The 26635-nt window shown below is 72.8% G+C and carries 29 protein-coding genes; 13 read left to right on the top strand and 16 right to left on the bottom strand.

Annotated features, from left to right (window positions below):
• Window positions 1-161: 161 nt before the first annotated feature.
• Window positions 162-1151 carry a siderophore ABC transporter substrate-binding protein gene (locus ACFWE1_RS16040; protein ID WP_376934405.1) on the bottom strand — a complete coding sequence of 330 codons (990 nt, stop codon included), beginning with the start codon at window positions 1149-1151 and terminating at the stop codon, window positions 162-164.
• Window positions 1152-1242: 91 nt separating this feature from the next.
• Window positions 1243-2136, bottom strand: a complete 894-nt coding sequence (locus tag ACFWE1_RS16035; RefSeq protein ID WP_376934404.1) for a rhodanese-related sulfurtransferase — start codon at window positions 2134-2136, stop codon at window positions 1243-1245.
• 104 nt (window positions 2137-2240) lie between these two features.
• Between ACFWE1_RS16035 and ACFWE1_RS16030 the strand changes: the two genes are divergently transcribed.
• A complete protein-coding gene (locus ACFWE1_RS16030) occupies window positions 2241-2801 on the top strand; it encodes a YbhB/YbcL family Raf kinase inhibitor-like protein (protein WP_230765428.1) in 561 nt (186 codons plus the stop codon).
• A gap of 185 nt (window positions 2802-2986) precedes the next feature.
• On the opposite strand, the gene ACFWE1_RS16025 is transcribed toward ACFWE1_RS16030, so the two are convergent.
• Window positions 2987-3625, bottom strand: a complete 639-nt coding sequence (locus tag ACFWE1_RS16025; protein ID WP_376934403.1) for a LysE family translocator — start codon at window positions 3623-3625, stop codon at window positions 2987-2989.
• 30 nt (window positions 3626-3655) lie between these two features.
• On the opposite strand from ACFWE1_RS16025, the gene ACFWE1_RS16020 reads away from it, so the two are divergent.
• Complete coding sequence (locus tag ACFWE1_RS16020; protein WP_376934402.1) at window positions 3656-4705, top strand: enoyl-CoA hydratase/isomerase family protein; 1050 nt, start codon at window positions 3656-3658, stop codon at window positions 4703-4705.
• A gap of 31 nt (window positions 4706-4736) precedes the next feature.
• Here ACFWE1_RS16020 and ACFWE1_RS16015 read toward each other — a convergent pair whose 3' ends face one another.
• The 4 genes from ACFWE1_RS16015 to ACFWE1_RS16000 form a co-directional block, all read right to left on the bottom strand.
• Window positions 4737-5177 carry a hypothetical protein gene (locus ACFWE1_RS16015; protein WP_376934401.1) on the bottom strand — a complete coding sequence of 147 codons (441 nt, stop codon included), beginning with the start codon at window positions 5175-5177 and terminating at the stop codon, window positions 4737-4739.
• Window positions 5178-5186: 9 nt separating this feature from the next.
• Entirely contained in the window at window positions 5187-5657 is a 471-nt protein-coding gene (locus tag ACFWE1_RS16010; RefSeq protein WP_376934400.1) for a hypothetical protein, read from the bottom strand.
• 117 nt (window positions 5658-5774) lie between these two features.
• Entirely contained in the window at window positions 5775-6221 is a 447-nt protein-coding gene (sufU, locus tag ACFWE1_RS16005; protein WP_376934399.1) for a Fe-S cluster assembly sulfur transfer protein SufU, read from the bottom strand.
• The gene (locus ACFWE1_RS16000) at window positions 6218-7534 is read right to left on the bottom strand and encodes an aminotransferase class V-fold PLP-dependent enzyme (RefSeq protein WP_376934398.1); all 1317 of its coding nucleotides are present in this window, start codon (window positions 7532-7534) and stop codon (window positions 6218-6220) included. The genes sufU and ACFWE1_RS16000 overlap by 4 nt, the downstream gene beginning before the upstream one ends.
• A gap of 122 nt (window positions 7535-7656) precedes the next feature.
• Here ACFWE1_RS16000 and ACFWE1_RS15995 point away from each other — a divergent pair, with 122 nt between their 5' ends.
• From ACFWE1_RS15995 to prpB, 3 genes are read left to right on the top strand one after another with little or no spacing between them, the layout of a single operon-like run.
• Window positions 7657-8307 carry a GntR family transcriptional regulator gene (locus ACFWE1_RS15995; RefSeq protein WP_376934397.1) on the top strand — a complete coding sequence of 217 codons (651 nt, stop codon included), beginning with the start codon at window positions 7657-7659 and terminating at the stop codon, window positions 8305-8307.
• A 29-nt stretch (window positions 8308-8336) separates the two neighbouring features.
• Complete coding sequence (locus tag ACFWE1_RS15990) at window positions 8337-9875, top strand: MmgE/PrpD family protein (RefSeq protein WP_376934396.1); 1539 nt, start codon at window positions 8337-8339, stop codon at window positions 9873-9875.
• 13 nt (window positions 9876-9888) lie between these two features.
• On the top strand, window positions 9889-10797 hold the full coding sequence (gene prpB / locus ACFWE1_RS15985) for a methylisocitrate lyase (RefSeq protein WP_376934395.1): 909 nt from the start codon (window positions 9889-9891) through the stop codon (window positions 10795-10797).
• A 187-nt stretch (window positions 10798-10984) separates the two neighbouring features.
• On the opposite strand, the gene ACFWE1_RS15980 is transcribed toward prpB, so the two are convergent.
• Window positions 10985-11896 (bottom strand): hypothetical protein, encoded by a 912-nt coding sequence (locus tag ACFWE1_RS15980; RefSeq protein ID WP_376934394.1) that lies wholly within the window; start codon window positions 11894-11896, stop codon window positions 10985-10987.
• 298 nt (window positions 11897-12194) lie between these two features.
• Here ACFWE1_RS15980 and ACFWE1_RS15975 point away from each other — a divergent pair, with 298 nt between their 5' ends.
• Both ACFWE1_RS15975 and ACFWE1_RS15970 read left to right on the top strand, forming a co-directional pair.
• Window positions 12195-13343, top strand: coding sequence for a bifunctional 2-methylcitrate synthase/citrate synthase (locus ACFWE1_RS15975; RefSeq protein ID WP_376934393.1), 1149 nt, complete (start codon window positions 12195-12197; stop codon window positions 13341-13343).
• 119 nt (window positions 13344-13462) lie between these two features.
• A complete protein-coding gene (locus tag ACFWE1_RS15970; protein ID WP_189085228.1) occupies window positions 13463-14026 on the top strand; it encodes a thioesterase family protein in 564 nt (187 codons plus the stop codon).
• 84 nt (window positions 14027-14110) lie between these two features.
• Here ACFWE1_RS15970 and ACFWE1_RS15965 read toward each other — a convergent pair whose 3' ends face one another.
• Window positions 14111-14713, bottom strand: coding sequence for a TetR/AcrR family transcriptional regulator (locus ACFWE1_RS15965; protein ID WP_376934392.1), 603 nt, complete (start codon window positions 14711-14713; stop codon window positions 14111-14113).
• Window positions 14714-14799: 86 nt separating this feature from the next.
• On the opposite strand from ACFWE1_RS15965, the gene ACFWE1_RS15960 reads away from it, so the two are divergent.
• Window positions 14800-16263, top strand: coding sequence for a DHA2 family efflux MFS transporter permease subunit (locus tag ACFWE1_RS15960; protein ID WP_376934391.1), 1464 nt, complete (start codon window positions 14800-14802; stop codon window positions 16261-16263).
• A gap of 21 nt (window positions 16264-16284) precedes the next feature.
• Here the strand turns inward: ACFWE1_RS15960 and ACFWE1_RS15955 are convergent, their stop codons facing one another.
• Together ACFWE1_RS15955 and ACFWE1_RS15950 are read right to left on the bottom strand one after the other, a co-directional pair.
• Window positions 16285-17385 carry an AI-2E family transporter gene (locus ACFWE1_RS15955; RefSeq protein ID WP_376934390.1) on the bottom strand — a complete coding sequence of 367 codons (1101 nt, stop codon included), beginning with the start codon at window positions 17383-17385 and terminating at the stop codon, window positions 16285-16287.
• A gap of 9 nt (window positions 17386-17394) precedes the next feature.
• A complete protein-coding gene (locus ACFWE1_RS15950) occupies window positions 17395-17907 on the bottom strand; it encodes an SRPBCC domain-containing protein (protein WP_376934389.1) in 513 nt (170 codons plus the stop codon).
• Between the two features lie 68 nt (window positions 17908-17975).
• Here ACFWE1_RS15950 and ACFWE1_RS15945 point away from each other — a divergent pair, with 68 nt between their 5' ends.
• From ACFWE1_RS15945 to ACFWE1_RS15935, 3 genes are read left to right on the top strand one after another with little or no spacing between them, the layout of a single operon-like run.
• Window positions 17976-18344, top strand: coding sequence for a hypothetical protein (locus ACFWE1_RS15945; RefSeq protein ID WP_376934388.1), 369 nt, complete (start codon window positions 17976-17978; stop codon window positions 18342-18344).
• Between the two features lie 51 nt (window positions 18345-18395).
• Entirely contained in the window at window positions 18396-18785 is a 390-nt protein-coding gene (locus ACFWE1_RS15940; RefSeq protein WP_376934387.1) for an ArsR/SmtB family transcription factor, read from the top strand.
• 2 nt (window positions 18786-18787) lie between these two features.
• Window positions 18788-19453 carry an SRPBCC domain-containing protein gene (locus tag ACFWE1_RS15935; protein ID WP_376934386.1) on the top strand — a complete coding sequence of 222 codons (666 nt, stop codon included), beginning with the start codon at window positions 18788-18790 and terminating at the stop codon, window positions 19451-19453.
• Window positions 19454-19465: 12 nt separating this feature from the next.
• Here the strand turns inward: ACFWE1_RS15935 and ACFWE1_RS15930 are convergent, their stop codons facing one another.
• The 3 genes from ACFWE1_RS15930 to ACFWE1_RS15920 form a co-directional block, all read right to left on the bottom strand.
• On the bottom strand, window positions 19466-21142 hold the full coding sequence (locus ACFWE1_RS15930; RefSeq protein WP_376934385.1) for a phytoene desaturase family protein: 1677 nt from the start codon (window positions 21140-21142) through the stop codon (window positions 19466-19468).
• A 35-nt stretch (window positions 21143-21177) separates the two neighbouring features.
• Window positions 21178-22017 carry an ABC transporter permease gene (locus ACFWE1_RS15925; RefSeq protein ID WP_376934384.1) on the bottom strand — a complete coding sequence of 280 codons (840 nt, stop codon included), beginning with the start codon at window positions 22015-22017 and terminating at the stop codon, window positions 21178-21180.
• Window positions 22018-22084: 67 nt separating this feature from the next.
• A complete protein-coding gene (locus ACFWE1_RS15920; RefSeq protein WP_376934383.1) occupies window positions 22085-23101 on the bottom strand; it encodes an ATP-binding cassette domain-containing protein in 1017 nt (338 codons plus the stop codon).
• Between the two features lie 60 nt (window positions 23102-23161).
• On the opposite strand from ACFWE1_RS15920, the gene ACFWE1_RS15915 reads away from it, so the two are divergent.
• Window positions 23162-24142: a helix-turn-helix transcriptional regulator gene (locus tag ACFWE1_RS15915; RefSeq protein WP_376934382.1), complete on the top strand. Its 981-nt coding sequence runs from the start codon at window positions 23162-23164 to the stop codon at window positions 24140-24142.
• A 31-nt stretch (window positions 24143-24173) separates the two neighbouring features.
• On the opposite strand, the gene ACFWE1_RS15910 is transcribed toward ACFWE1_RS15915, so the two are convergent.
• On the bottom strand, window positions 24174-24803 hold the full coding sequence (locus tag ACFWE1_RS15910) for a TetR/AcrR family transcriptional regulator (protein WP_376934381.1): 630 nt from the start codon (window positions 24801-24803) through the stop codon (window positions 24174-24176).
• A 100-nt stretch (window positions 24804-24903) separates the two neighbouring features.
• On the opposite strand from ACFWE1_RS15910, the gene ACFWE1_RS15905 reads away from it, so the two are divergent.
• A complete protein-coding gene (locus ACFWE1_RS15905; protein ID WP_376934380.1) occupies window positions 24904-25686 on the top strand; it encodes an alpha/beta fold hydrolase in 783 nt (260 codons plus the stop codon).
• Between the two features lie 31 nt (window positions 25687-25717).
• Here the strand turns inward: ACFWE1_RS15905 and ACFWE1_RS15900 are convergent, their stop codons facing one another.
• Window positions 25718-26632, bottom strand: a complete 915-nt coding sequence (locus ACFWE1_RS15900; RefSeq protein WP_376934379.1) for a LysR substrate-binding domain-containing protein — start codon at window positions 26630-26632, stop codon at window positions 25718-25720.
• Window positions 26633-26635: the final 3 nt, after the last annotated feature.

Genomic DNA, 26635 nt, shown 5'->3' with positions numbered 1-26635 from the left:
CGCTTTTCTCCCCCCTCCAGGGGGGGGGGGTGTGGGGGGGGCGGGGGTGGTGGGGGGGGCGGGGGGGGGAGGGGGGGCACGGGGGCCCCCCCCCCCCGAACCGCCCCCCCCCTCCGGCCGGGCGGCGGGGTCTGCCGCCCGGGCGTGGGACGTGTCGAGGCTCAGGATGCCGCCCCGAACGCCTTCGCGAGCTGCTCGTAGACCCCGGTGTAGGTCTGGATGTCCTCGCGGAGGTAGAACGCCGGGTCCACGTAGACGACCTGGCCGCGCTTCACGGCGGTCACGTTGGCGAGCGCCTCCGAGCCCTCGATGAGCTGCTTGGCGGGCACGTAGCCCTCGGCATCGGTCATGGCGCCCTCGCGGTCGATCACGACGATCCAGTCGGGGTTCGCCGCGGCGATCGCCTCGACGCTGATGTCGTCGCCGTGCGAGGTGTCGTCGGCGGCCTGCTCGATGCCGGGCTTCAGGCCGAGTGCCGGGTAGAGCATGCCGAGGCCGCGGCCCGTGACCGGGGCGATATAGGAGATCTCGCCGCCCGAGGTCATCAGGCTGACGACCGAGGAGCTGCCGTCGTAGGCCTCCTTGGCCTCGGCGATCGACTGCTCGAAGTCGGCGACGATCTCCGCCGCCTCGGCCTCGTGGTTGAAGATCTGGCCGAGGATCTCGACCTGGCGCACGAGCTCGGCGGCGGGGTCCTCGCCCTCGCGCGGCGCGATCTCGATGACGGCGGCGTCGGGGTTCTGGCTCACGATCTGGTCGTAGGACTCGGCGAAGCGGTAGCCGCCGATGATGAGCTCGGGCTGCGCCGCGACGATCGATTCGAGGTTGGGCTCGAAGTGCGCGCCCACGTCGAGCACCGCCTCGTCGCCGGTGTACTCGGGCCAGATGTCGGTGCCCATGACGCCCTTGGGGGCCGCGGCGAGCGGGATGTCCCAGGCGGACAGGGTCTCGAACACGTGGTTGTCGAGGGCCACGACGCGCTTCGGGTTCACGGGCACCTCGACCTCGCCGTGGTTGTCCTCGATCGTGACCGAGGTGGCGGCGGCGGTGCTCGGTTCGGCCTCGGCCGTGCCGCTCGCGCAGCCGGCGAGGAGGAGGCTCGCGGCGGCGAGCGCCCCGGCGGCGGCGAAGATCGACTGACGTCTGGGCATGCGGAAGTCCCCGTTCGTAGGAGTGTGCAGTGGGATGCCGACCCCTCGTCGCGTCGACTAAGGTGAGGCTAACCTTAATTCGACGCGAATCTCAAACCCCGGCGTGCACCGCGCAGGGGACCGCCGTGCACCCCTCGCACACCACGGACTGCTGCCGGCACGAGGCATCCGGGCAGTTCGCCGTGCGCTTCGTCGCGGCGCCGCAGCCCGCGCAGCGACCGATCACCTCGGCGTGATCGCTGAAGTCCACCGAGCCGCGCCCGTCGAAAACGTACAGCGAGCCCTGCCACAGCCCGTCGTCGCCGAAGCGCTCGCCGTAGCGGACGATGCCGCCCTCGAGCTGGTACACCTCGCCGAAGCCGCGGCTCGCCATCAGCCCAGACAGCACCTCGCAGCGGATGCCGCCCGTGCAGTAGGTGACGACCGGGCGGCCCTTCAGATGGTCGAAGTCGCCGCGGTCGAGCAGCTCCACGAAGTCCCGCGTCGTCTCCGTGTCCGGCACGACCGCCCCGCGGAAGCGGCCGATCTCCGCCTCGAGCGCGTTGCGGCCGTCGAAGAAGACCACCTCGTCGCCGCGCTCGGCGACGAGCTCGTGCAGCGCCTCAGGGTCGAGCCGGATGCCGCCGCCGACCACGCCCGCCGCGTCGACGACGAGCTCGCCCGGGGCGCCGAAGGAGACGATCTCCTCGCGCACCCGCACGCTGAGCTTCGGGAAGTCGAGGCTGCCGCCCGCCTCGTCGAGGCCGGTGCCCTCGCTCCACTTGAAGTCGATGCCGCGGAACGGCGCGTACTCGCGCGTCTTGCGCACGTAGCGCTTCAGTGCGCCGAGCTCGCCGCCGAGCGTGCCGTTCAGCCCGTCGCCCGAGATCAGCAGCCGGCCGCGCAGCCCGAGCGATTCGGCGAGGTCGCGCTGCCAGAGGCGGATCGCCTCGGGGTCGGCGATGGGGGTGAACACGTAGTACAGCAGGATCTTGGCGACGGCCACCCCGAAATCCTACGTGGGCCCGCGACGTAGGCTGGGCGGAGGACCGGATGCCGGCGCCTCCGCGTGGATCGAACGGCGGCCCGGCGAACGAGGGAAGGACAGAGATGTTCGATTTCGACCCGTACGAGCAGCTGCAGAAGCTGCGGCCGATGGGCTCCTTCGCCCTGACGAGCGAGGACCTCGCGCCGGGGCAACCGCTCGCCGAGGCGCAGCGCGGGGCCGGCCGCGGGGGCGGCGACGTGTCGCCGCAGCTCAGCTGGTCGGGCTTCCCTGCCGAGACGAAGAGCTTCGCCGTGACCTGCTTCGACGCCGACGCCCCGACGGGCTCCGGCTGGTGGCACTGGGCGGTCGCGAACATCCCGGCCTCGGTGACGAGCCTCGCCGCGGGGGCCGGGGCGCCCGACGCACTCGCCACGGGCGCGCTGCCCGAGGGGGCGCTCGTGCTGCAGAACGAGAACCGCGAGCCGCGGTACCGGGGATCCGGGCCGCCCGCCGGCAGCGGCGTGCACCGCTACTTCTTCGCCGTGCACGCGCTCGACGTGGCGCACCTCGACCTCGACCCCGCCGTCACGACGCCCGCCGTGCTCGGCTTCAACTGCTTCTTCCACGGGCTGGCCCGAGGCATCCTGATCGGCACCGACGTCAACCCCGCCGACGCGGGCTGAGGCGCGCGCCTGCCGGCGCCGCGCGGCTGCCGGCGCCGACGCGAAGTCGCCCGAACCGCCCTTCCCGGGCCGTCCGGGCCTCCGTTCGCGCGACTCCACGATGCGGAGTCGCCCGAACCGTCGACTCCGGCCCGGCGCTGGGACCGTTCGTGCGACTTCGCGCGGCGGTACGACGGCGCGGCCGGCTAGTGCTTGCTGCCGCTCAGGGCGAGCACGCCGCCGAGGCCGATCATCATCACGCCGCCGGTCGTCGCGAGGTGCTCGGCGCGCTTCGGCGAGCGGGCGAACCAGTCGCGCGCCGAGCCCGCCGCGAGCGCCCACACCGAGTCGCACGCGAGCGCGAGCACCACGAACACGACGCCCAGCGTCGCGAGCTGCAGCGGGATCGCGCCCGCGCCGAAGTCGACGAACTGCGGCAGCACCGCCACGAAGAACGCGATCGTCTTCGGGTTCGTCACGCCCACGAGGAAGCCCTCGCCGAGCAGCCGCCACGGCGAACGCCGCGCCACCCGGCCGGCGATCGCCGCCGAGGCATCCCTCCGGTGCCGGATCGCCTGCACGCCCAGGTAGGCCAGGTACAGCGCGCCGACGATCTTCACGATCGTGAACAGCACCACCGACTGCGCCACGACGACGCCGACCCCGAGCGCGACGGCCGCGACGAGCGGGATCATGCCGAGCGCGTTGCCGACGACGCTCAGCAGCCCGCCGACCCGGCCGAGCGCGAGCGAGCGGCCGATCACGAAGAGCACGCTCGGGCCGGGCACGACGATGAGCACGACCGAGGCGGCCACGAAGGCCCAGAGGTTGGCGGCGGGGACCATGCGAGGATGCTACTCCGCTAGCGTGGCGGTGTGAGCCCCCACATCTCCGCCACGGTCGCCGACGGCGTCGGCCACCTGACGCTCGATCGGCCCGAGGCCATCAACGCCCTCTCCTTCGAGATGGTGCGCGAGCTCTCCGGCGTGCTCGAGGCGTGGCGGCGCGACACCGAGGTCGGCCTGGTCGTCCTCGACGGCGCGGGGGAGCGCGGCTTCTGCGCCGGCGGCGACATCCGCGAGCTCTACGGCTACGCGACGAGTGACGCGCACGAGGAGGCCCGTGCCTTCTTCCGCACGGAGTACCGGCTGGATGCCGCGATCGCCCGCTACCCGAAGCCGGTCGTCGCCATCATGGACGGCATCACGATGGGCGGCGGCATCGGCCTCGCCGGGCACGCCGCGATCCGCATCGTCACCGAGCGCTCCCGCATCGCGATGCCCGAGACCCGCATCGGCTTCACCCCCGACGTCGGCGGCAGTTGGCTGCTCGCGAAGGCGCCCGGCGAGCTCGGCGTGCACCTCGGCCTGAACGCCCGCACCATGGACGCCGCCGACGCCCTCTACGCCGGCTTCGCCGACGCGTACGTGCCCTCGGAACGGCTCTCCCACCTCGTGCAGGCGCTCGCCGAGCGCGCCGACCCCGGCAGCCCCGCCGAGATCGTCATGCTCTTCGACGAGACCCCGGAGCCCTCGAAGCTCGCGCTCGCACGCGATTGGGTCGACGCCTGCTTCTCGGCACCGACGGTCGCCGAGATCGTGCGCCGGCTGCGCGAGCACGGGCACGAGGACACTGCGGCCGCCGCCGACGAGCTCGAGACCCTGTCGCCGACGGCGCTCGCCGTGACGCTCGCCTCGATCCGCCGGGCGCGTACGCTGCCCGCGCTCGAGGACGTGCTGGAGCAGGAGTTCCGCGCGGTCAGCTGGTTCCTCGACCAGCCCGATCTGCACGAGGGCATCCGCGCCCGGGTCATCGACAAGGACCGCTCCCCGCGCTGGAACCCGCCCGAGATCCGCGACGTTCCGCTCGACCTGCCGGGTCGTGTGCTCGAGACCCCGGTGCCCGGCGGCGGCGTCTTCGCCTAGCCTCGGGCAGGCGCCGCGCCGTGCCGCCGGCTCAGTGGCCGTAGTCCGCGATATAGACGCCGATCTGCGTCACGCCGTCGGCCTCGTAGACGGGGATCTCCCGCTCCCGGGGTTCGGCCACACGCTCGGCTTCCGACAGTGAGCCCGCCGGTGCTCCGAACGCGTCGACCGTGAGGATGTATCCCTCCCGCCCGTTCGTCCCGACGGCGCGGAGCAGATCGGGAGTAGCGGATGGGTCCTCATGGAGCCCGACGCCGTACTCGCCGAGCGTCTGCCCGCGTGCGTTCGTCTCGAACCGCTCCACGGTCGGGATGCCGCTCTCCGCGGGCGAGGTGGCGCTCGGCGGGCTGGCGCTCGCGGCCTCGGCCGGTGCGTTCGATGCGCTGATCGCCACACCGGCGATCGAGCCGAGCGCCCCACCCGCCAGAAGGACCGCCGCGCCGGCCGCTACGAGTTTGCTTCGCTGTTTCATCGGAGTCTCCTACGGATACACCTGGAACGGTGCCTGGACGGATCGGGAGGTATAGCCCGAACCGTTGTACGCGTAGCCGATCCCTGCAGCGGACAACTGAACTCGAGTTCCGCACGCGCTGCTGTTCCAGTACGCCATGCTGGATTTGTACGCGGTCTTCGCCGTCGAGTAGGTGGTCGCTGCTGATGAACAGAGGGTTCCGTTCGGCCGCTTCAACCCCACACTGCTCCCGAGCCAGCCGGACGGCTTTGCGGACACGGATCCTGCCGTGCACCCGTTGTACGCGGTGGCATTGAGCTGAGCGCGTTCTGATGCGTCGGTGTTCGAGATTGCGACCACTCGCGCGCAGAAGTTCGCCTGTGCGGCGATGGTGACCGTGCTGCTCGATGCCGTCGCGAGGGCTGCGTAGGTGCCGCCGAAGCCTCCAGCGAAGACGAAGCTGAGCAGCAGAGCAATCGAGAACCTAGCCCGCAGCCGCATCGAAGCTCCCTCCCGTGCTTGGTATGCCAAAAAAGCCCTGAAGGCATTAAGCCCAGCAAGCCGACTATTTGTCAACGGTGCGGGTGTGCAATTTGGTATCCGAAGTGCACGCTCGATTCAGGCGGCGCGCGCCTCGGTGAGGCAGGCCTCGAGCGCGACCCAGGAGAGCATCGCGCACTTCACCCGCATGACGTACTTCGAGACGCCGTGGAACGCGATCGCGTCCTCGAGCAGCTCCTCGTCGGGCTCCCCGGCGCCCTGCGAACGCAGCATGGCGCGGAAGGCGTCGATGCGCTCGCCCGCCTCCGCGAGGGTGCGGCCGGCCATGAGGTCGACGAGCGCCGAGGCCGAGGCCATCGAGATGCTGCAGCCGTCGCCCTGCCAGGCGAGTTCCTCGATGCGCTCGCCCGCGTCGTCGAGGCGGATGCGCATGGTCAGCTCGTCGCCGCAGGTCGGGTTGTACTCGTGGTGCTCCGCGGCCGCGTGCTCGAGCGGCCCGTCGCCGTGCCTCGCCTTCGAGTGGTCGAGGATGATCTGCTGGTACAGCCCTTCGAGCCCGCTCACGCGACGACCCCCGTCTGCTCGCCGGCGCCCGCGACGCCGAAGAAGCGGCGCACCCCGCCGAGGGCGTCGATGAAGCGGTCGACCTCGTCCTCCGTCGTGTAGACGTGGGCGCTCGCCCGGGTCGTGGCGGTGACGCCGAGCGCCCGGTGCAGCGGCTGCGCGCAGTGGTGCCCGACGCGGACGACGACGCCCGCCTCGTCGAGGTACTGGCCGACGTCGTGGGCGTGCACGTCGTCGACGACGACGGAGACGAGGCCCGCGCGCTCCTTGCCGGGCGGCGGACCGATCAGGCGCACGCCGGGAAGCGCCGCAACGGCTTCGGCCATGCGGGCCGCGAGCGCGGACTCGTGCCGGGCGACCTCGGCCATGCCGAGCTCGTCGAGGTAGCGGGCGGCCTCGGCGAGGGCGACGACCTGGGACACCGGCTGGGTGCCCGCCTCGAAGCGGTGCGGCGCCGGCAGGAACTCGGCGTGCTCGAGCGTGACCCGCGTGATGGTCGAGCCGCCGGTGCGTGCCGGGGGCAGCGCGTCGAGCAGCTCGGCGCGGCCGTACAGGCCGCCGATGCCGTTCGGGCCGAGCATCTTGTGGCCGGAGAACGCGGCGAAGTCGACGCCGGACGCGGCGAGGTCGCTCGGCCGGTGCGGCACCGACTGGCAGGCGTCGAGCACGACGAGCGCCTCGGGCGAGCGCTCGCGCACGAGGGCGACGAGCTCGGCCACCGGGGCGAGGAAGCCGGTGACGTTCGAAACCTCGGCGAACGCGACGACGCGGGTGCGCGGCGAGAGCACGGCGGCGAGCTCGGCCGGGCCCCAGAGCCCGCGATCGTCGACCCGGACGGGTCGCAGCACGGCGCCGGTGCGCGCGGCGAGCCGCTGCCAGGGGATGAGGTTGGCGTGGTGCTCGGCCTCGGTCACGACGAGCTCGTCACCCGGCTGGAGGGCGAAGCGGGATGCCTCGGCGCCGCCGAGCCCTGCGGAGGCATCCGCCATGCCGAGCGCGACGATGTTCAGCGCGTCGGTGGCGTTCTCTGCCCAGACCAGCTCGCGCTCGCCGGCCCCGACGAAGCGGGCGACGGTGGCCCTGGCGTCCTCGAAGAGCGTCGTGGAGCGGGCGACGGCGGCGCTCGCGCCGCGGTGCACCGGGGCGAGGTGGTGTTCGAGGTAGTCGCGTTCGGCGTCGAGCACCCGGGCGGGCCGTTGCGAGGTCGCGGCGGAGTCGAGGTAGGCGGGCGCGTGCTCGCCCCCGTCGCGGAACACGGGGAACTCGAGGCGGAGGTCGGCGACGCGCCGGGCGCCGATGGTGTCGCTGCTCATCCCTTCCATCGTCCCATGCGGCGGGTGGGTGAGGGCCGGATGCATGTATACATTCCGTGCAGAAATCGCGAAGGAATCCGTGTGATAGCGTCGGAATGTATACATCAGGCGAGGAGGTGCGGATGCGGGCCAGCGAACGCGCGTACCAGCGGCTCCGCGAGGAGATCCTCGACGGCGAGCTCGCCCCCGGCGCCCCGCTCGGCGAGGTCGAGCAGGCGGCCCGGCTGGGTGTCTCGCGGACCCCGGTGCGCGAGGCCTTCGCCCGGCTCGAGGCCGACGGCCTCGCCACCGCCGCCTCGGCGCGCGTGCTCGTCGTCGCCGAACTCAGCCCCGAGAGCATCGCCGCGCTCTACGAACTGCGCGAGGCGCTCGAAGAACGTGCAGCCCGGCTCGCCGCCGAACGCCGCGACCCGGCCCCGTTCCGCGCCGTGCGCCGACGCATCGTCGCCGCCACCGAGCGGCTCGACGGCGGCGCCGACGGGCTCACCGAGTACTACGCCGCGATCGCCGAGCTCGACGAGGCCGTCGACCGCGCCGCCGGCAACCCGCTGCTCACGGCCGCACTGCGCGGGGCCCGGCTGCACTCCGCACGCGTGCGCCGGCTCGCCAGGCACCACCCCGAGCGGCTCCGCCGCGCCGCCGACGAGCACCTGCTCATCGTCGACGCGATCATCGACGGCGACGCCTCGCTCGCCGCCCACGCCACCCACGTCCACCTGCACCTGAGCCTTCGTCACGCCCTCGCCTCCATCGGCGGGCGGAGCGTAGCCTGACACCGACCGCACCACCGAAGGGACCCCCGATGCAGACGCACCACCTGCGCACGCACCGCAGCGACGAGCACCTGCCCCGCGAGGGCCAGCTCGCCTGGCAGCTCGCCGAGCTCGCCGCCGACCCCGTCGAGCTCGACGCCGACGTCGTCGACATGGTGGTGAACCGCGTCATCGACAACGCGGCGGTCGCCGCGGCATCCCTCACCCGCCGCCCCGTGGTCTCGGCGCGCAGCCAGGCGTTCGCCCACCCGGTCTCGATCGGCGGCGAGGGCGCGACCGTGTTCGGCGCCGACCCGGCCCGCCGCACGAGCCCCGAGTGGGCCGCGTGGGCCAACGGCGTCGCCGTGCGCGAGCTCGACTACCACGACACCTTCCTCGCCGCCGAGTACTCGCACCCGGGCGACAACATCCCGCCGATCGTCGCCGTGGCGCAGCACCTCGCCTCCGCCCGCGGGCTCACCGGCCGCGACGTCGTGCGCGGCATCGCGACCGGCTACGAGATCCAGATCGACCTCGCCAAGGCGATCAGCCTGCACCAGCACAAGATCGACCACGTCGCCCACCTCGGGCCGAGCGCCGCGGCCGGCATCGGCACCCTGCTCGGCCTCGACCGCGAGACGATCTTCCAGTCCATCGGCCAGGCGCTGCACACCACGACGGCGACCCGCCAGTCGCGCAAGGGCGAGATCTCCAGCTGGAAGGCGCACGCCCCCGCCTTCGCCGGCAAGATGGCGATCGAGGCCGTCGACCGGGCCATGCGCGGCGAGACGAGCCCCGTGCCGATCTACGAGGGCGAGGACGGCGTCATCGCCTGGCTCCTCGACGGGCCCGACGGCGCCTACGAGGTGCCCCTGCCCGAGCGCGGCGAGGCCAAGCGGGCCATCCTCGACTCCTACACGAAGGAGCACTCGGCCGAGTACCAGGCCCAGGCCTGGATCGACCTCGCCCGCCGCCTGCACGAGGCGTACCCGCTGATCCTCGACGACCCCGAGCGCATCGAGTCGATCGTGCTGCACACCTCGCACCACACGCACTACGTCATCGGCTCGGGCGCGAACGATCCGCAGAAGTACGACCCGGACGCCTCGCGCGAGACGCTCGACCACTCGATCCCGTACATCTTCGCGGTCGCCCTGCAGGACGGCGCCTGGCACCACGAGCACTCCTACTCCCCGGAGCGGGCGCACCGGCCCGAGACCGTCGCGCTCTGGCGCAAGATCTCGACGGTCGAGGATGCCGAGTGGACCCGCCGCTACCACTCGCTCGACATCGCCGAGAAGGCCTTCGGCGGCCGCGTCGTCATCACGCTCGCCGACGGCGGCGAGATCGTCGACGAGATCGCCGTCGCCGACGCGCATCCGCTCGGCGCCCGGCCGTTCGCCCGCGAGCAGTACGTGCAGAAGTTCCGGCTGCTCGCCGACGGCGTGCTGGAGCCCGGCGAGATCGAGCGCTTCCTCGAGCTCGCCCAGCGCCTGCCCGAGCTCTCGCCCGACGAGCTCGGCGGCCTCACCATCACCGCGGGCCCCGGCGTCCTGGCCGGCCTCGCGATCCCCACGGGACTGTTCTGACGGAGGTCAGCCGATGCTCTACGCCACCACCCCCGCCCATGTGAAGCGCCAAGCGTTCCGCGCCCGGCTCGCCACGGGCGAGCTGCTGCGCTTCCCCGGCGCGTTCAACCCCCTGTCGGCGCGGCTCATCGAGCAGCGCGGCTTCGAGGGCGTCTACATCTCGGGCGCCGTGCTCTCGGCCGATCTCGGCCTGCCCGACATCGGCCTCACGACGCTCAGCGAGGTCGCGGGGCGTGCGAAGCAGATCGCCCGGATGACGGAGCTGCCCGCCATCGTCGACGCGGACACGGGCTTCGGCGAGCCGATGAACGTGGCCCGCACCGTGCAGGAGATGGAGGACGCGGGCCTCGCCGGCCTGCACATCGAGGACCAGGTGAACCCCAAGCGCTGCGGGCACCTCGACGGCAAGCAGGTCGTCGACGAGCACACGGCGCTGCAGCGCATCCGCGCCGCCGTCGACGCCCGTCGCGACCCGAACTTCCTGATCATGGCGCGCACCGACATCGCCGCCGTCGAGGGGCCGCAGGCCGCGGTCGACCGCGCGAAGGCGCTCGTCGACGCGGGCGCCGACGCGATCTTCCCCGAGGCGATGCGCTCGCTCGCCGAGTTCGAGGCGGTGCGGAAGGCGGTCGACGTTCCGCTGCTCGCGAACATGACCGAGTTCGGCAAGAGCGAGCTCTTCACCGTCGCGCAGCTGCGCGACGTGGGCATGAACCTCGTGATCTGGCCGGTGTCGCTGCTGCGCCTCGCGATGGGGGCCGCCATGCGCGGGCTCGACGAGCTCGAGGCGGCGGGCGCGCTGACGGGCAAGCTCGGTGACATGCAGCACCGCGCGGAGCTCTACGAGCTCATCGACTACGAGGGCTATACCCGCTTCGACTCCGGCGTCTTCGACTTCACCGTCGGCGACACCCCCCGCTGATCCCGCCCTCCCTCCCGCCCCGCCTCTTCCCCGGCAGCCCAAGAAGTCACTATTCGCGGGTGCTGCTCGATCCAGACCCGCAAATACTGACCGCAAGGGGGTCAGGGGGTCAGGGAGTATGGGGGGCAAGGGTCAGGGAGTAAGGGGCCAGGGGGGTCAGGGGCCAGGGGCGGGCCGGCGAGCGGGATCAACGGACGGGGAACCAGCGCGAGAATCGCGGCGTGCCCGACCACCCCCGGCGACGCAGGGTCGCCGCGAGCCGCGTGATCAGCTCGCGCGGTCGCCGGAGATCCGCCTGCGTCACCTCGGTGACGTGAAAGCCGAGGGCCTCGAGCTCCGCCTCCCGGGTGCGGTCGCGTCGCCACTGCCGCAGCTCCGAGCGATGGTGGTCACCCTGGTACTCGAGGATCTCGCCGTACTCGTCGAACAGCGCGTCGACGCGGGCGACGAAGCGGCCGGCCTCGTCGACGACGACCGCCTGCGGGAGGTGCGTGGGCAAGCCCGCCAGGATCGTCAGTGCGAGGAGCTCCGATTCCTTCGGCGACTCCCGTCGGGTGTCCCGCAGGGCGAGGGCGGCGGACAGCTTCGGGCGCATTCGGCCATCCGGGTACCGCTCGACCGCCGTCGCGAGGTCGAGCGACGGGGGCAGGGCATCGGCGACCGCGACGAGTTCGGGCACGGTGAGTCGGGCGGCGAGGTCGCAGAAGGTCCGCTCGGGCGAGGTCGTGCGCGCGCCGTCGACCCGCACGAGTTCGTGCGGCTGGATCCGGAGCGAGCGGGCGACGATGCCCGCGCGCCGCGGCGCCCTGGCCGGCCACGGAACGCCGAGCTCCATGATCGGGTTGAGCCGCCACGGCAGCGGAAGCTCGTACTCCGCGGCGGCGGATGCCCCGCAGAGGAACGCGTCCCCGCGGAGCGCGAGGAGGATGGCACGGCGCCGATCCCCAGCATCGCCGCCGCGGGGCGCGCGCGCACCGGACGTCGGGGCGTCGAGATCGGCTGCACGGATCCGCCCGGCGGAGACCCCGGCGTCGAGGGCCGCGCGCGTCGCGAACGGCCGGCCGGCGAGGTGCGGAGGCAGCGGGCGGCGAGCGGTCATCGGGCCATCCTGCCGACGGACACGGCTTCATCCCTCGGTTGCGCCCGAACCGAGGCATCCGCTCCGCTGCGGCCGGCCTGTGGAGGAGGGATGCAGGCGGGGCCAAGACGGCAGTATTTGCGGGTTCGCACGCCTCGCGACCCGCAAATACCGCCGTCTTGCCGGAAGGAGGGGAGACGGAGGGGGAGGAGGGGGGGGACGGGGCGGATGGCTGCCGGCGGCGCCGTGCCGGGCATAGGGTGAAGGAGGCGCCGCTGCCGCACGCGCGGGTGCCCCACCGATCCCACAAGGAGCGCACATGGCCGAGCAGCAGGACACCGCAGCACCCCAGATCTTCAAGGGACTGGCCGGGGTGCCGGTCGACTACACCGCCATCTCGAAGGTGAACCCCGAGTCGAACTCACTGCTGTACCGGGGGTACCCCGTGCAGGAGCTCGCCGCGCAGTGCACCTTCGAGGAGGTGGCGTACCTGCTGTGGCACGGCGAGCTGCCGAGCGATGCCGAGCTCGCCGCGTTCGAGGAGTTCGAGCGGCGGCACCGCGGCCTCGACCACCAGACGAAGCGCATCATCGACGAGCTGCCGCTCGAGGCGCACCCGATGGACGTCGTGCGCACCGCCGTCAGCGTGATCGGCGCGAGCGACCCCGAAACGCCCGTCGACACTCCCGAGGCGAACCTCGACAAGGCGATGCGCCTCTTCGCGAAGCTGCCCTCGATCGTGGCCTACGACCAGCGCCGCCGGCACGGACTCGAGTTCGTCGAGCCGCGCGATGACCTCGGCTACTCGGCGAACTTCCTCTGGCAGACCTTCGGTGAGGCGCCCGAGCTCGCGGTCGTGAACGCCTTCGACGTGTCGATGATCCTGTACGCCGAGCACTCCTTCAACGCGTCGACGTTCACCGCCCGGGTGATCGCCTCGACCCTGAGCGACCTCTACTCCGCGGTCACGGGCGCCATCGGCGCACTCAAGGGCCCGCTGCACGGCGGCGCGAACGAGGCCGTCATGCACGCCTTCGCCGAGATCGGTCCGGGCGAGGGCGGCGCCGAGCGCGCCGTCGCCTGGCTCGACGCGGCGCTCGCCGAGAAGCGCAAGATCATGGGCTTCGGGCACCGCGTCTACAAGAACGGCGACTCCCGGGTGCCCACCATGCGCGATGCGATGGAGCGGATGGTCGAGCATTCCCAGCGCCCCGAGCTGCTCGAGGTCTACGTGGCGCTCGAGCAGGCGATGGGGGAGCGCAAGAACATCAAGCCGAACCTGGACTACCCCGCCGGCCCGACGTACCACCTGATGGGCTTCGACACCCCGACCTTCACCCCGCTGTTCGTCGCGAGCCGCGTCGTCGGCTGGACGGCGCACGTCATGGAGCAGCTCGCCTCGAACGCGCTGATCCGCCCGCTGTCGGTGTACAACGGGGTCGACGAGCGGCACGTGCCCGCGAAGTAGGCGGGCTCGGGGCCGCACTGGCGGATCCGCACAAGCACCGGCCGGGGCATCCGCCGCCGGGCTGTGGCGACCCTCAACGGACCGCGCCATCCGCGCGAAGCCGCCTACGCTCGGTGCTCATGCACATGCTCTTCCGGACGCTCCTCCACGTGCTGTTCCTGTCGCGGCGCCGGCCCGATCTCGGGCACTACGACGTGGCCCGCACGCGCTTCATCACGCTGCCGACCGATCTCGACATCAACCGGCACATGAACAACGGCGTGTACTTCTCGATCATGGATGTCGCGCGCTTCGACATGCTCGTGCGCAACGGCGTCTGGGGCATCATGCGCGAGCGGGGCTGGTACCCGGTGGTGGCGAGCGAGACCATCACGTTCCGCAAGTCGCTGCAGCTGTGGGAGCGGTTCACGATCGAGTCGCGCGTGCTCGGCTTCGACGACAAGGCGGTCTACGTCGAGCAGCGCTTCGTGAAGAAGGGCGCCGACGGCCGGCCGGAGATCTACGCGCAGGGGTTCATCCGCGGGCGGTTCCTGAAGAAGTCCGGCGGCACGGTGCCGATGGCCGAGGTCGTCGAGGCGTTCGGCGCCGGACCGGGCGACGGGCTGCCCGAGTGGATCGAGCGCTGGGGCCAGGATGTCGCGCTGCCGGCGACCCGCGCCGAGGCGCCGTCGGTCTGGAGCTGAACGCGCTGCGCGCCTGAGCTGGGCGGGCTCACGCCGCACGGCTCACGCCGCACGGCTCACGCCGCACGGCTCACGCCGCACGGCTCACGCCGAGCGGGAGAGCCCCTCGAGCACGATGCCGAGCTTGTCGCCGAAGGTGCAGGCGAAGAGCTCGTCGACGCGCTCGTCCTCGTCGATGCGGACGGTGAGGTTCGAGGCGATGAGCGTGTTGATGAGCATGCCCTGGGCCATGAAGCGCATCGCCTCGTCGGGGGTCATCACCTCGCGCATGCGGTCGTAGATGCGCAGGAAGCCTCGCCGGGCGACCGGCCCGATGTTCGGGTCGTGGCCGAGGATGAAGCCCTGCATGAGGGCGAGCAGCACCCCGCGCTCGGTCTCGACGAGGTGCACGTACGCCTCGCCGATGCGCGGGCCGACGGGCTTGTCGGAGGCCTCGTCGGCGACCGCGCGGTCGAAGGCGGCGACGATGAGCTCGCAGGTGCGCTCGAGCACCTCGATGAAGAGCTGCTCCTTCGTGCCGAACATGCGCACGACGTAGGGCTGGCTGATGCCGGCCGCCTTCGCGACCCGGTCGGTCGTCGCGCCCGCGTAGCCGAGTTCGCCAAAGACCCGAGTGGCCGCCTCGAGGATCTGTTCGCGGCGCTCGGTCGCCGGGATCCGGTCCGTCTTCGACACCATGCTTGACATGTTATCAGTCGATTACTACAGTCGCTCCAGTGAGGTAATCAGTCGATTACCACCATCGTCGTCCACTGCCTCCCGAGGAGCCCCGAATGTCCACCACCGCACGCCGGACCCCCGTCTGGCTCGCGATCGTCGCGGCATCCCTGCCGATGTTCATGGCGACGCTCGACAACCTCGTCATCACGAACGCGCTCCCCGCGATGGCCGCCGACCTCGGCGCCTCGATCGAGGAGCTGCAATGGTTCGTGAACGCCTTCACCCTCTCGTTCGCGGCGTTCATCCTCGGCGCCGCGGCGCTCGGCGACCGCATCGGCCGGCGCACCGTCTTCCTCATCGCGCTCGCCGTGTTCACCGCAGCCAGCGCCCTCGTCGCCCTCAGCACCGAGCCGTGGATGGTGATCGCGAGCCGCGCCGTCCAGGGCGTCGGCGCCGCCGGCATCATGCCGCTCTCGCTCACCCTGCTCGCCGGCAGCGTGCCCGAGCGCCGCCGCCCGATGGCGATCGGCATCTGGGGCGGCGTGGCCGGCCTCGGCGTCGCGCTCGGGCCGCTCGTCGGCGGCGCCGTCATCGAGGGCTGGAACTGGGAGGCGATCTTCTGGCTGAACGTGCCCGTCGGCGTCATCGCCATCCCGCTCGCGCTCGCCGCCCTCCCGAACGCCCTCGGCGCCCGGGTGCGCATCGATGTGCCCGGCATCCTGCTCGCCGGTCTCGGCGTGCTCGGCGTCGTGTTCGGCATCGTCCGCGGCAACGACGCGGGCTGGGACAGCGCCGAGGTGCTCGGCTCGCTCGCCGCCGGAGCCGTGCTGCTCGCCGCGTTCATCGCCTGGGAGCTGCGGGCGCCCGCACCGCTGCTGCCGCTGCGCCTCTTCCGCAACCGCGGCTTCACGGCGGCGAACCTCGTCGGCTTCTGGTTCAGCTTCGGCATGTTCGGCTCGGTGTTCGTGCTCATCCAGTTCCTGCAGGTCGTGCAGGGCGCGACGCCGCTCGAGGCGGGCGTGCAGACCATGCCGTGGACCCTCGCCCCGATGTTCATCGCCCCGATCGCCGGTGCGCTCGCCCCGCGCGTCGGCACCCGCACCCTCATCGTGGCCGGGCTCGCCCTGCAGGCCGCCGCGCTCGCCTGGCTCGCGTTCGAGCTCGACCCCGGCGTCGCCTACGGCGCCCTGATCGGCCCGTTCCTGATGGCGGGGGTCGGCATGTCGCTCGTCTTCGCGCCCATGTCGACGGCGGTGCTCGCCGGCATGCCGGAGGATGACCACGCGAAGGCGTCCGGCACGAACTCGACCCTCCGCGAGGTCGGCGTCGCGCTCGGCGTGGCGGTGCTCACCGCGGTCTTCACCGGCGCGGGCGGCGAGCTCACCCCCACCGGCTTCGTGGACGCCGCGGTGCCGGCCGTGCTCGTCGGCTCGGCCGGGCTCGTGCTCGCGCTCGTCGCGGCGTTCTTCCTGCCGCTCGGGCGCAGCGGCGGGCGGGATGCCTCGGCCGGAGCATCCGCCGTGGACGCGGCCTCGGATGCCTCGATCGACGCCGGCCTCGCCACGGCGCAGCGCTAGCCGCGCGCCCGGTCTCGGCGGCTAGCTGCGCGCCTGCCGCGGGATCACGATCTCGCGCACGATGAGCAGGATGCCCGCCGAGATCGGGATCGCGACGAGCGCGCCGAGCAGGCCCAGCAGCGTGCCGCCCGCGAGCGCCGAGATCAGCACGATGGTGCCGGGCACCTGCACCGCCTTGCCCATCACCTTCGGCGTCAGGATGTAGGCCTCGACCTGCATGTAGACGAGCATCGCGATGAGCACGATGAGCGCCGCGGTGGGCGAGACGAAGAGCGAGACAATCGTCATCAGGATCGTGGTCAGCACCGTACCGATGAGCGGGATGAGCGTGACGAACAGGGCTACAACACCGATCACGAGGGCGTACTTCACGCCGACGAGGCTCAGCAGGATCGTCGAGAACACCGCGTTGCAGAACGCGAGCACGACCATGCCGCTCAGGTACTTGCCGACGGACTGCATGATGCGCTCGCCGTAGTCCTCGACCTGCTCGCGGTGGGAGGCCTTCACGAGCGAGTAGCAGGCGCGCTTCGTGGCGTCGAGCGTGGCGATGAAGTAGATCGAGAGCACGACGACGAAGAAGCCCGTCGAGACCGCGTCGAGCACGGCGGCGCCGAAGGCGAGCGCGCCGCCGCCGATCGACGCCCAGACGTTCGGATCGGAGAGGAGGTCCTCGACCGACTTCACGATCGCGGCGAGCACGCCGTTCGTCGTCTCGTTCGCCTGCTCGTACCAGCCCGAGTCCTGCAGCTCCTGCACTTGGGCGGGCAGAGTCGTCACGAGCGAGGTGGCCTGCGAGATCAGCGGCGGGATGAGCACCCAGATGATGCCGATCACGACCAGCACGAAGAGCAGGATGACGACGACGATCGCCGCCCCGCGCTTCAGCCCGTGCCGCTGGAACCAGCGGATCAGCGGGTCGAGTCCGAGCGCCACGAAGGCGGCGATGAACACCGAGAGCAGCACGCTCTGCAGGTTCACCACGACGATCGCGAGGAGTGCCGCGAGCAGCACGCCGAGCGTGACGATGAATCCCCAGCGCAGCGGGTGCTGCGAGAAGAAGGAGCCCCCCGGGCCGCCGGCGGCCGGCTCGCGCCGCCGCAGTCGATCTGCCGCTCTCACGGCGTCAGTCTAGGGGCGGGCCGCGTCGGGGACGCGGAGGTCGCGGTAGTGCGCGGCGAACGCGGGGAAGTAGTCGCTCCACTCGGGCATCGCGAGCCCTTGCCTGGCGGCGATCATGCGGTCGAGGTAGTAGTCCCAGCCGGGGCCGATCTCGCCGACGTCGAGCTTGTCGTCGAGCCGCTGCGCGAAGCTCAGCGTCGTCATCCCGCCGGCCTCGCGCAGGTGGCAGTGCAGCCGCCACGACTCCGGCTGGGTGTCGACGTCGAGGTGGAAGCGGTGCGGCGCCTCGCAGAGCAGGATGCTCACGTTCTGCCACGGGGCGTCCTCGCCCTCCGCGGTCATGCGGAAGCGGACGCCGCCCGTGGAGGGGCTGCCCGTGTACGTGCCGATCCAGGAGCGGAGGGCGGTCGGGTTCGTGAGGCTGTACCAGACGTCCTCGATGGGGGCGCGGAACAAGCGGTCGAACTGCAGATAGCGGCCGTCGGGCTTCAGCTCGTAGTGACCGGTGGGCTTGGCGCTCATCTCGACCCCCTCGTCGTCCGGTTTCCCCAGGCTAACCCTCGGCGCTCGGAACCACTAGCATCGTGGCCATGAGTAGCAAGGGGTCGTCGGCCGCCAAGCGCGAAGCCGCCATGGACATCACCGAGGGCAAGTCCGGGCTGTGGGGGTGGCTCGTGGGCCTCGTCGTGCTCGCCCTCATCGCGGTGCCGCTGTCGGCCGCGTTCGCCTTCGCGACGCACCCGCACTCGCAGCAGCTCTTCGCGGGCCGGCTCGAAGAGGTCGGCACCGGCGCCTACCAGGCGTTCTGGTGGCTCGTGACGATCTTCCTCGTCGCGCTGCCGATCCTCGTCGGCTACGCCATCGCGAAGCTCTCGGCCCGCTCGCTCGCCATCGTCGGCGCGATCGTCGCGCTCTTCGTCATCGCGATCCTGGTGCTCGGCCAGCTCTTCGTCTTCTGATCCCAATAGTTACGCCTTGACTTATATAAGTTGAGGCGTAACTATTGGACCATGCACGCGTTCGACGTCCTCGGCGATCCGGTCCGGCGACGCATCCTGGAACTCCTCGCCGAGGGCGAGGCGCCCGCCGGCGCCGTCTGCGCGATCGTGTCGGCGGAGTTCGGCATCACGCAGCCCGCGGTGTCGCAGCACCTGCGGGTGCTGCGCGAGCAGGGCTTCGCCTCGGTGCGCGCCGACGGCCGTCGGCGGCTCTACGCGGTCGACGCCCGCGGGCTTCAGCAGGCCAACGACTGGCTCAGCCCCTTCGAGCGCTTCTGGCGAGGCCCGCTCGCCGCGCTCGGAACAGAGCTGAAGCGAGGCCAGCGGGCCCGCCGGCTCGATGCCGACGCCGTGCACGACCGGGCGGACGGCCCGGCCGATCCGCCACGAGACGAGGAGTGACCATGGTCGACGTGAACGAGCAGATCGACGCCGTGACGCGCGAACTGCGCACCGAGGAACTCGACGGCGAGCCGTCGCGCAGCCAGCTCATCGCGCAGGAGTATCCCGCGGACCTCGCCGACGTGTGGGCTGCCGCGACCGAGCCGGAGCGGATCGCCCGCTGGTTCCTGCCGGTGACGGGTTCGCTCGAGCTCGGCGGGCGGTACCAGCTCGAGGGCAACGCCGGCGGCGAGGTGCTCGCCTGCTCGCCGCCCGCCGACGGGCGCGCGAGCTACCGCATCACCTGGGAGTACGGCGGCGGGATGTCGTGGGTGACCGTGCGCCTCGCGGCGATCGACGCCGAGCGCACCCGCTTCGAGCTCGAGCACGTGGCGCGCGTCGGCGACATCCCCGAGGAGATGTGGCAGACGTTCGGCCCGGGCGCGACCGGGGTCGGCTGGGACCAGGCGCTGCTCGGCCTGGCCCTGCACCTCGGTACGCAGGACGCGAGGATCGCCCCGGAGGACGCCATGGAATGGATGCTCTCGGAGGAGGGGCGCGCGTTCTCCCGCGCCGCCGCCGACGGGTGGGCCGCCGCGCATCGCGCCTCCGGCGCTGACGCCGAGACCGCGGCGCGGGCCGCCGACGCCACCTTCGGCTTCTACACGGGCGCGATGCCCGGCGCCTGAGCGGCGGGCGCGTCAGCCGCGCGATTCGAGCACGGCCATCGCGGCGTTCTGCCCGCCGAGGCCGCTGACCGCCCCGCCGCGCACGGCGCCCGAGCCGCAGAGCAGGATGCGCTCGTGCGCCGTCGCGACGCCCCAGCGCTCGGCGGCCGTCGCGAGCGGCCGGCCGGGCTCCGCCCACGGCCACGACAACGGCCCGTGGAAGATGTGCCCGCCGGGCATCGCGAGCGCCGCCTCCAGGTCGCGCGTCGTCTTCGTCTCGATGCAGGGCCGACCCGCGGCATCCCTCGCGATCACGTCCGCGATCGGCTCGGCGAGCACCGAGTCGAGCGAGTCGAGCACGGCCTGCTGCAGCCGCTCGCGCAGCTCGTCGGCGCCGAAGCGCTCGCCGAGCCGATCGGCGGCGTGCAGCCCGAAGACGGTGAGCGTGTGCGCGCCGCTCGCGGCGAGCTCGGGCGAGAGGATCGTCGGGTCGCTCAGCGTGTGGCAGTAGATCTCGCAGGGCAGCGGGTCGGGGATGGCCCCGCGGGCCGCCGCGCGGAACGCGCCCTCGAGTTGCGACTCGAGTTCGTTGATGTGGAAGGTGCCCGCGAAGGCCTGCTCGGGCGCGACCTCCGGGTCGCGGAGCCGGGGCAGGCGAGTGAGCAGCAGGTTCACCTTCACCTGCGCGCCCTCCGGGGCGTCGAGGTGACGGAGCCGTTCGAGCACGACCGGCGGGATGCCCGGCACGCGGTCCTCCGCGAACGGGGCCTGGGTGCGCGAGGCGGATGCCTCGGGGTGCGGCTCGGATGCCTCGGGGGCGGGCGCGCCCGCGGCCAGCAGCCGGTCGAGCACCGCCGGCGCCACGTTCGCGAGGATCGTGCCCGCCCCGACGAGCTGCTCGCCCGAGGCATCCCGGTAGCGCACCGCGCCCGCGGGGCTCGCGCCGAGCACCTCGGCCCCCGTCAGCAGGGTCGCGCCCGCCGCGCGGGCGACCCGCTCGAGTTCGCCGGTGACGGCGCCCATGCCGCCGACGGGGACGTCCCAGTCGCCGGTGCCGCCGCCGATCACGTGATACAGGAAGCAGCGGTTCGCGTCGAGCGCCGGATCGTCGAGCGAGGTGAAGGTGCCGATCAGGCCGTCGGTCGCGACGATCCCGCGCACGAGGTCGCTCGCGAAGCGGGCGTCGACGGTCTCGCCGAGGGGGCGCTCGACGAAGTCCCGCCACACCCGCTCGTCGCCGACGAGCGCGCGGGCCTCCCCGCGGGTCGGCAGCGGCTCGGTCAGGGTGGGGAAGAGCGCCGTCGCGAGCCGGGCGGTTTCGGTGCCGAGCCCGCGCCAGGCGGCGACGTCGGCCTCGGCGCCGACGCGGGCGAAGGCGGCGGCGAGGGCCGCGTCGTCGGCGTCGCGGTCGACGAGCAGTCCGCGCGCGGGGTCCGCCGGGTCGGGCGTGTAGGAGGAGAAGCGGCGGCGCACGAGCTCCAGCTCCAGGCCGAGCTCTTCGACGATGCGGGCGGGCAGCAGGCTCACGAGGTACGAGTACCGGGAGAGGCGGGCCTCGACGCCCTCGAACGCCTCGGCCGAGACCGCGGCGCCGCCGAGATGGTCGTCGCGCTCGAGCAGCAGCACGTCGAGCCCGGCGCGGGCGAGATAGGCGGCGGCGGTCAGGCCGTTGTGGCCCCCGCCGAGGATGACGACGTCGTGCGCGCGCATGGATCGAGCGTAGCCCGCCGCGGAGCCGCGAGCGGTCAGCGGGCCCGGCGCATCGCACGCACGCCGACGACGAGGCCGATCGCGCAGGTGACGACCGCCGCGATCGCGCCGCCGAGCACGGCCGGTGCGCCGAAGTCGCCCGCGAGCAGGGCGCGCTCCGCGCCGACCAGGTAGCTGAGCGGGTTCACGGCGGCCGCGACCCGCATCCACTCCGGGCCGTCCTCGAGCGGCAGCAGCATGCCCGAGAGGATCATCAGCGGGAACAGCAGGGTCTGGTGCACCATCCAGAACATCCAGTCCCGGTTGCGGCAGGCGAGCGCGAGCGTGTAGCTCAGCGCGCCGAAGCCGATGCCGAACACGGCGAGCACGACGAGGCCGAGGAGCAGCCCGGGCACGTTCACGCTGAAGCCGAACGGCACGGCGACGAGCACCACGATCGTGCCCTGCACCATGAGCGGCACGACCTCCTTCAGCGCGCGGCCGACGAGCAGCGCGTTCCGTGAGAGCGGGGCGACGAGGGTGCGCTCGTGCGAGCCGGTCTGCATCTCGAAGAGCAGGTTCGCCCCGGTCGAGGCGGTGCCGAACAGCGCCACCATGACCAGGATGCCCGGCACGAACCACTGCAGCGTGCCCGCGACGTCGCCGCCGGCCGCGCCGACGAGCAGCGGGCCGAAGAGGCCCAGGAAGACGAGCGGCTGCACGAGTGAGAACAGCACGCTGAACGGGTCGCGTACGAGCGGTCGGGACTCGCGCACGAACACCGCCGCGGTGTCGCGGGCGAAGCCGGTGCGGGGCGGGACCGGGCGGGCGCCGGGCGATGCGGGCGCCGGAGTGCCCGTGGCGGTGGACGGCGTGGGATCGGCGATGGTGTTCATGGTCGTGCTCCTTCGGTGGCGGTGGCGGTGGCGGTGGCGGTGGCGGTGGCGGTGGGATGGATGCCGCTCACGCGGCGGCCGGTTCGGGCGTCTCGTCGGCTCCGGCCCGCGCGGATTCCTCGCGGAGGCTGCGCCCGGTGAGGGCGAGGAAGACGTCGTCGAGCGTCGGCGGTCGGTGCGTCGCCGTGAGCACGTCCAGCCCCGCCTCGGTGAGCTCGCGGAGGTGACGCGGCAGCGCCCGCTCGCCGTCGGCGGCGGTGAGCACGAGGCGGGTCGGGTCGGCCGGGTCGAGCTCGCCGCCGAGGCGCGCGGCGGCGGACGCGGCATCCGACCGTCCTGCGAAGCCGAGCGTGATCCGGTCGCCCGCGAGCGACTCCTTGAGCGCTCCGGCCGTGTCGTCGGCGATGACGCGGCCGTGGTCCATGACCATCACGCGCTCGGCGAGCTGATCCGCCTCGTCGAGGTAGTGCGTGGTCAGGAAGATCGTGGTCCCGGTCGTGCGGCGCAGCTCGACGATGTGCTCCCAGAGGTTCGCCCGGCTGTGCGGGTCGAGCCCGGTCGACGGCTCGTCGAGGAAGAGCAGCTCCGGACGGTGGATGAGTCCGAGCGCGATGTCGAGCCGGCGCTTCTGCCCGCCGGAGAGCGACTGCACGCTGCGGTTCGCGGAGGGGCCGAGCTCGAGGGAGTCGAGCAGTTCGGCCGCCCGCACCCGCGTCTCCCGCCGGCCGAGGCCGTAGAACGCGCCCTGTGCGTGCAGCTCGTCGCGGACCCGCTGGGTGTGGCCGCCCGAGCTGCCCTGCCCGACGTAGCCGATTCGGCGACGCACCCCGGCCGGGTCGCGGCGGATGTCGCAGCCGGCGACGGTCGCCTCGCCGCTCGTCGCGGGCAGCAGGGTGGTGAGCATCCGGAGGGTCGTCGACTTGCCCGCGCCGTTCGGCCCGAGGAACGCGACGAGCTCCCCGGCGGCGACGGAGAGGTCGACGGCGCGCACCGCCTCGACCGTCTGCCCCTTCGAACGGAACGTCTTCGTCAAGCCGCGGGCGGTGATCATCTGGCCGGTTCCGGCCTGCGTGTGCTTCGTCATGGACCCAGCTTCTCGAGGCATCCGGTCAGTTCCTGTCCGGTATCGGAGGAGAATCGGGGCATGGCCGCCACGACCTCGAGAACGCTCGAACTGCTCTCACTGCTGCAGAGCCACCGGCACTGGACCGCGCACGAGCTCGTCGACCGCCTCGGCGTCAGCGAACGCACCCTGCGCCGCGATGTCGAACGGTTGCGCGAGCTCGGGTACGGCATCGAGTCGCTCCGCGGCGTCGCCGGCGGGTACCGGCTGGAGGCGGGCACGGGTCTGCCGCCGCTGCTGCTCAGCGACGACGAGGGCGTGGCCATCGCGGTCGGCCTGCGGTCCCAGGCGACCGCCGGCCTCCGCGGCGCGGAGCACACCACGCTCAGCGCCCTCGCCAAGATCGAGCAGGTGCTGCCGCCGGCACTGCGCCGCCGGATCGAGGCGCTGCAGTCGCACGCCGCCGCCGGCGCGCCGCCCCTCGGCGGGCGCGACGGGCGACCGGTGCCCGCCGTCGACCCGGAACTCCTGGGCCTGCTCGCGCTCGCCTGCCGCGACGCCGAACGGCTGCGCTTCCGCTACACCGACGCGAACGGCGGCGAGACGGCGCGGGCCGTCGAGCCGTACCGTCTCGTCCCGATCGCCCGGCGCTGGTACCTGCTCGCCTGGGACCGGGATCGCGACGACTGGCGCACCTTCCGCGTCGACCGGGTCGACGACGTCTTCCAGACCCGCGTGCGCTTCGAGCCGCGGCCGATCGGCGACGAGGAGGCCCGAGAGCGGGTGGAGCGGGCGACCAGGTACCGCCGGAGCTCGGTCACGGCACGGGTGGTCGTCGCGATGCCGCTCGCCGAGCTCGCCGCGCACCTGGGCTGGTGGGGGCGCGAGCTGGAGGCGGTCGATGCCGACCACTGCGCCTGGCCGATCGAGGCGGACTCCGTCGAGGGGCTCGCGATGGGACTGATGTGGCTGCCGCCGAGCGCCGAGTACCGGATCGAGGGGGAGGAGCTGCGGGCGTTCCTCGCGGTGCAGTCCGCGCGGTTCGCCGCCGCCGCGGGCTGAGGGCGCCGCGGGCGGCCGTCTGGGTGCTGCTTCAGTCGCCCGCGGGGTGCGTCGCGAGCCCCTCGAAGAGCAGCTCGAGGGCGAGGTCGACCTGCGCCTCGATCTCGGCGCGGTCGGGCAGGGCGGCGTCGCCGAGCATCATGGCGCGGTTCAGTGGCTCGCCCATGACCATCCAGTTGAGCTGCGCGGCGGCGCGCTCGGGGTCGGCGGAGCGCAGCACTCCGGCGGCCTGCAGCTCGGCGACGATGCCGGCCAGGTTCGCGATGGCGCGCTTCGGCCCGTGCTCGTAGAGGGCTGCGGCGAGCTCGGGGGAGCGGGGCAGCTCGCCGATGACGAGGCGCCGCAGCCCGACGATGTTCGGCGTCAGCACCGCCGCGAGCTGGCCGACGAGCAGCTCGCGGAGGGCGGTGCGCGGCTCGTCGTGCGGGTCGATGCGCGGCGCCGGGGAGAGCACGGTGCGGCTGGTGTCCACGGTCTCGGCGGTGACGAGCTCGAGGAACAGGGCGCGCTTGCTGCCGAAGTGGCTGTAGAGGGTCTGCTTCGCGATGCCGCACTCGGCGGCGATCGAGTCCATCGTCACGGACTCGTAGCCGGTGGCGAGGAACTGCCGTTCGGCCGTGCGCAGGGCGGCCTCGCGCTTCTGCAGCGAGCTGGGGCGCATCCGGTGCTCCTTCCTCGGATCGACTCTTGCAGACATCATACTCACGGGTCTATATTCTCACTGAATCAAGACTCGTCAGTCCAGAAATGGGGATGCCTCGATGGAAACCATCACCACCGCGAGCGGCGACCGCGTCGCCTTCGACCGCTACGGCGAGGCGGGAACCCCCGCTGTCGTCTTCATCCAGGGGGCCGGCCCGACCCGCGCCGACGACCCCGTGACCGCCGAGACCGGGCGCCTGCTCGCCGAGCACGGACACCAGGCGATCGTGCCCGACCGCGTCGGGCGCGGCGACTCCGCGGCATCCGGCCCGATCGCGCTGGAGCGCCAGCTCGACGCGATCGCCGCGCTCGCCGAGGCGGCGGGCGCGCCAGTGGTGCTCGTCGGGCACTCCTCGGGCTGCGCCATCGCGCTGCGCGCCGCACCCCGGTTGCCGGGGCTCGCGGGCCTCGCGCTCTGGGAGGCGCCGCTCGGGCAGTTCGAGGGCGGTGCGCCCGCGTGGTGGGCGGTGGTCGAGCAGGCCATCACCGACGGCCGACTCGAGGACGCCGTCGCCGCCTACATGGTCGGCATGCCGCCGGAGTGGCTCGAGGAGTTGCGCCGCTCGCCCGACTACCCAGGGCTCGTGCTGAGCTGGATCCCCGACGGCGAGGCGCTCGCCTCCGTCGAGTCCGACGGGCTCGCGGCCCACCTCGGCGGGCTCCCCGTGCCGGTGCTCGCCGTGGTCGGCACGGAGACGTTCCCCGGCATGGCCGAGGCCGCCGACGCGATCGCGGCCGCGGCGCCGGCCGGGTCCTCCGAACGCGTCGCGGGCGCGTGGCACAGCTGGGAGCCCGAGGCGATGGCCGAGCGGCTCGGCCGGCTGCTCGACGCGCAGGGCTGAGCCGGGCCGCTCCGCAGCTCGGCGCGGCGCTTCAGCCTGCGGGGCGCGGCGCGGGAGCGGCGGCGCGGGCCGCCCGGGCGAGCGCCTCGCGGCACGCGACGACCGCCGGACGGGTCGCCGCCGCATGCCTGGTCGCCGTGAACACCTCGCGCTGCGGGCTGCCGGGCAGCTCCGCGAGGCGGACGCTCGGCGGCTCGCCGGCCCAGACGAGATCGGGCAGCAGCCCCGCGGCGTGGCCGGCCCGGATGAGCCGGATGTGCGCGATGAGGTCCGCCGTCTCGAAGCGCACGTCGGGTTCGAAGCCCGCCTCGCGGCAGAGCTGCACCGCCCACTCGCGCGAGGCGGTGCCGGCCGGCTCCAGGACCCAGGGCAGGGATGCCGCGTCCGCCAGTGTCGCGGTCTCGGGGGCGACGCCGCCGGGCAGGGCGAGCCGGATGGGGTCGGCGACGAGCGGGACGCGGTCGAGTTCCGGGCGGTGCGCCCGGGTGTGCCCCGGGTACTGCTCGGCGACGACGAGGTCGAAGTCGCGGGCCGCGACCTCGAACAGCCCTGCCTCGGGCTCGCGCTCGGTGACCTCGACGCGGAGCTCGGGGTGCTCCGCTGCGAGGATCGTCAGCGCCCGCGGCACGACGGCGTGCGCGGCCGATTGGAACACCGCGACGCGCACTGTGCCGCCGACGGCGGTGAGGGAGCGGGCGACCTCGGCCTCCGCCTCCTCGAGCTGGTCGAGCACGGCGATCCCGTGCTGGACGAGCACGAGCGCCTGCGGGGTGAGCTGCACCCGGCGGCCCGCCTGCACGAGCAGGGGCACGCCCGCCTCGCGTTCGAGCAGGGCGAGCTGCTGCGACACCGAGGACGGGCTGTACGAGAGCGCCTCGGCGACGGCGGCGAGCGTGCCGCGGCGGCTCAGCTCCACGAGCAGGCGCAGGCGGCGCACGTCGAGCATCGC

The organism is Agromyces sp. NPDC060279, from assembly GCF_042726785.1.
Taxonomy (GTDB): domain Bacteria; phylum Actinomycetota; class Actinomycetes; order Actinomycetales; family Microbacteriaceae; genus Agromyces.
This window is presented reverse-complemented; position numbering and strand designations above follow the sequence as displayed.

Bases quoted from the DNA above. Each gene is read 5' to 3' on its own strand.
- ACFWE1_RS16040 (WP_376934405.1), bottom strand. From the start codon at position 1,151: ATGCCCAGACGTCAGTCGATCTTCGCCGCCGCCGGGGCGCTCGCCGCC.
- ACFWE1_RS16030 (WP_230765428.1), top strand. From the start codon at position 2,241: ATGTTCGATTTCGACCCGTACGAGCAGCTGCAGAAGCTGCGGCCGATG.
- ACFWE1_RS16025 (WP_376934403.1), bottom strand. From the start codon at position 3,625: ATGGTCCCCGCCGCCAACCTCTGGGCCTTCGTGGCCGCCTCGGTCGTG.
- ACFWE1_RS16015 (WP_376934401.1), bottom strand. From the start codon at position 5,177: ATGAAACAGCGAAGCAAACTCGTAGCGGCCGGCGCGGCGGTCCTTCTG.
- ACFWE1_RS16010 (WP_376934400.1), bottom strand. From the start codon at position 5,657: ATGCGGCTGCGGGCTAGGTTCTCGATTGCTCTGCTGCTCAGCTTCGTC.
- ACFWE1_RS16000 (WP_376934398.1), bottom strand. From the start codon at position 7,534: ATGAGCAGCGACACCATCGGCGCCCGGCGCGTCGCCGACCTCCGCCTC.
- ACFWE1_RS15995 (WP_376934397.1), top strand. From the start codon at position 7,657: ATGCGGGCCAGCGAACGCGCGTACCAGCGGCTCCGCGAGGAGATCCTC.
- ACFWE1_RS15990 (WP_376934396.1), top strand. From the start codon at position 8,337: ATGCAGACGCACCACCTGCGCACGCACCGCAGCGACGAGCACCTGCCC.
- prpB (WP_376934395.1), top strand. From the start codon at position 9,889: ATGCTCTACGCCACCACCCCCGCCCATGTGAAGCGCCAAGCGTTCCGC.
- ACFWE1_RS15980 (WP_376934394.1), bottom strand. From the start codon at position 11,896: ATGACCGCTCGCCGCCCGCTGCCTCCGCACCTCGCCGGCCGGCCGTTC.
- ACFWE1_RS15975 (WP_376934393.1), top strand. From the start codon at position 12,195: ATGGCCGAGCAGCAGGACACCGCAGCACCCCAGATCTTCAAGGGACTG.
- ACFWE1_RS15970 (WP_189085228.1), top strand. From the start codon at position 13,463: ATGCACATGCTCTTCCGGACGCTCCTCCACGTGCTGTTCCTGTCGCGG.
- ACFWE1_RS15965 (WP_376934392.1), bottom strand. From the start codon at position 14,713: ATGTCAAGCATGGTGTCGAAGACGGACCGGATCCCGGCGACCGAGCGC.
- ACFWE1_RS15960 (WP_376934391.1), top strand. From the start codon at position 14,800: ATGTCCACCACCGCACGCCGGACCCCCGTCTGGCTCGCGATCGTCGCG.
- ACFWE1_RS15950 (WP_376934389.1), bottom strand. From the start codon at position 17,907: ATGAGCGCCAAGCCCACCGGTCACTACGAGCTGAAGCCCGACGGCCGC.
- ACFWE1_RS15945 (WP_376934388.1), top strand. From the start codon at position 17,976: ATGAGTAGCAAGGGGTCGTCGGCCGCCAAGCGCGAAGCCGCCATGGAC.
- ACFWE1_RS15940 (WP_376934387.1), top strand. From the start codon at position 18,396: ATGCACGCGTTCGACGTCCTCGGCGATCCGGTCCGGCGACGCATCCTG.
- ACFWE1_RS15935 (WP_376934386.1), top strand. From the start codon at position 18,788: ATGGTCGACGTGAACGAGCAGATCGACGCCGTGACGCGCGAACTGCGC.
- ACFWE1_RS15930 (WP_376934385.1), bottom strand. From the start codon at position 21,142: ATGCGCGCGCACGACGTCGTCATCCTCGGCGGGGGCCACAACGGCCTG.
- ACFWE1_RS15925 (WP_376934384.1), bottom strand. From the start codon at position 22,017: ATGAACACCATCGCCGATCCCACGCCGTCCACCGCCACGGGCACTCCG.
- ACFWE1_RS15920 (WP_376934383.1), bottom strand. From the start codon at position 23,101: ATGACGAAGCACACGCAGGCCGGAACCGGCCAGATGATCACCGCCCGC.
- ACFWE1_RS15915 (WP_376934382.1), top strand. From the start codon at position 23,162: ATGGCCGCCACGACCTCGAGAACGCTCGAACTGCTCTCACTGCTGCAG.
- ACFWE1_RS15910 (WP_376934381.1), bottom strand. From the start codon at position 24,803: ATGCGCCCCAGCTCGCTGCAGAAGCGCGAGGCCGCCCTGCGCACGGCC.
- ACFWE1_RS15905 (WP_376934380.1), top strand. From the start codon at position 24,904: ATGGAAACCATCACCACCGCGAGCGGCGACCGCGTCGCCTTCGACCGC.
- ACFWE1_RS15900 (WP_376934379.1), bottom strand. From the start codon at position 26,632: ATGCTCGACGTGCGCCGCCTGCGCCTGCTCGTGGAGCTGAGCCGCCGC.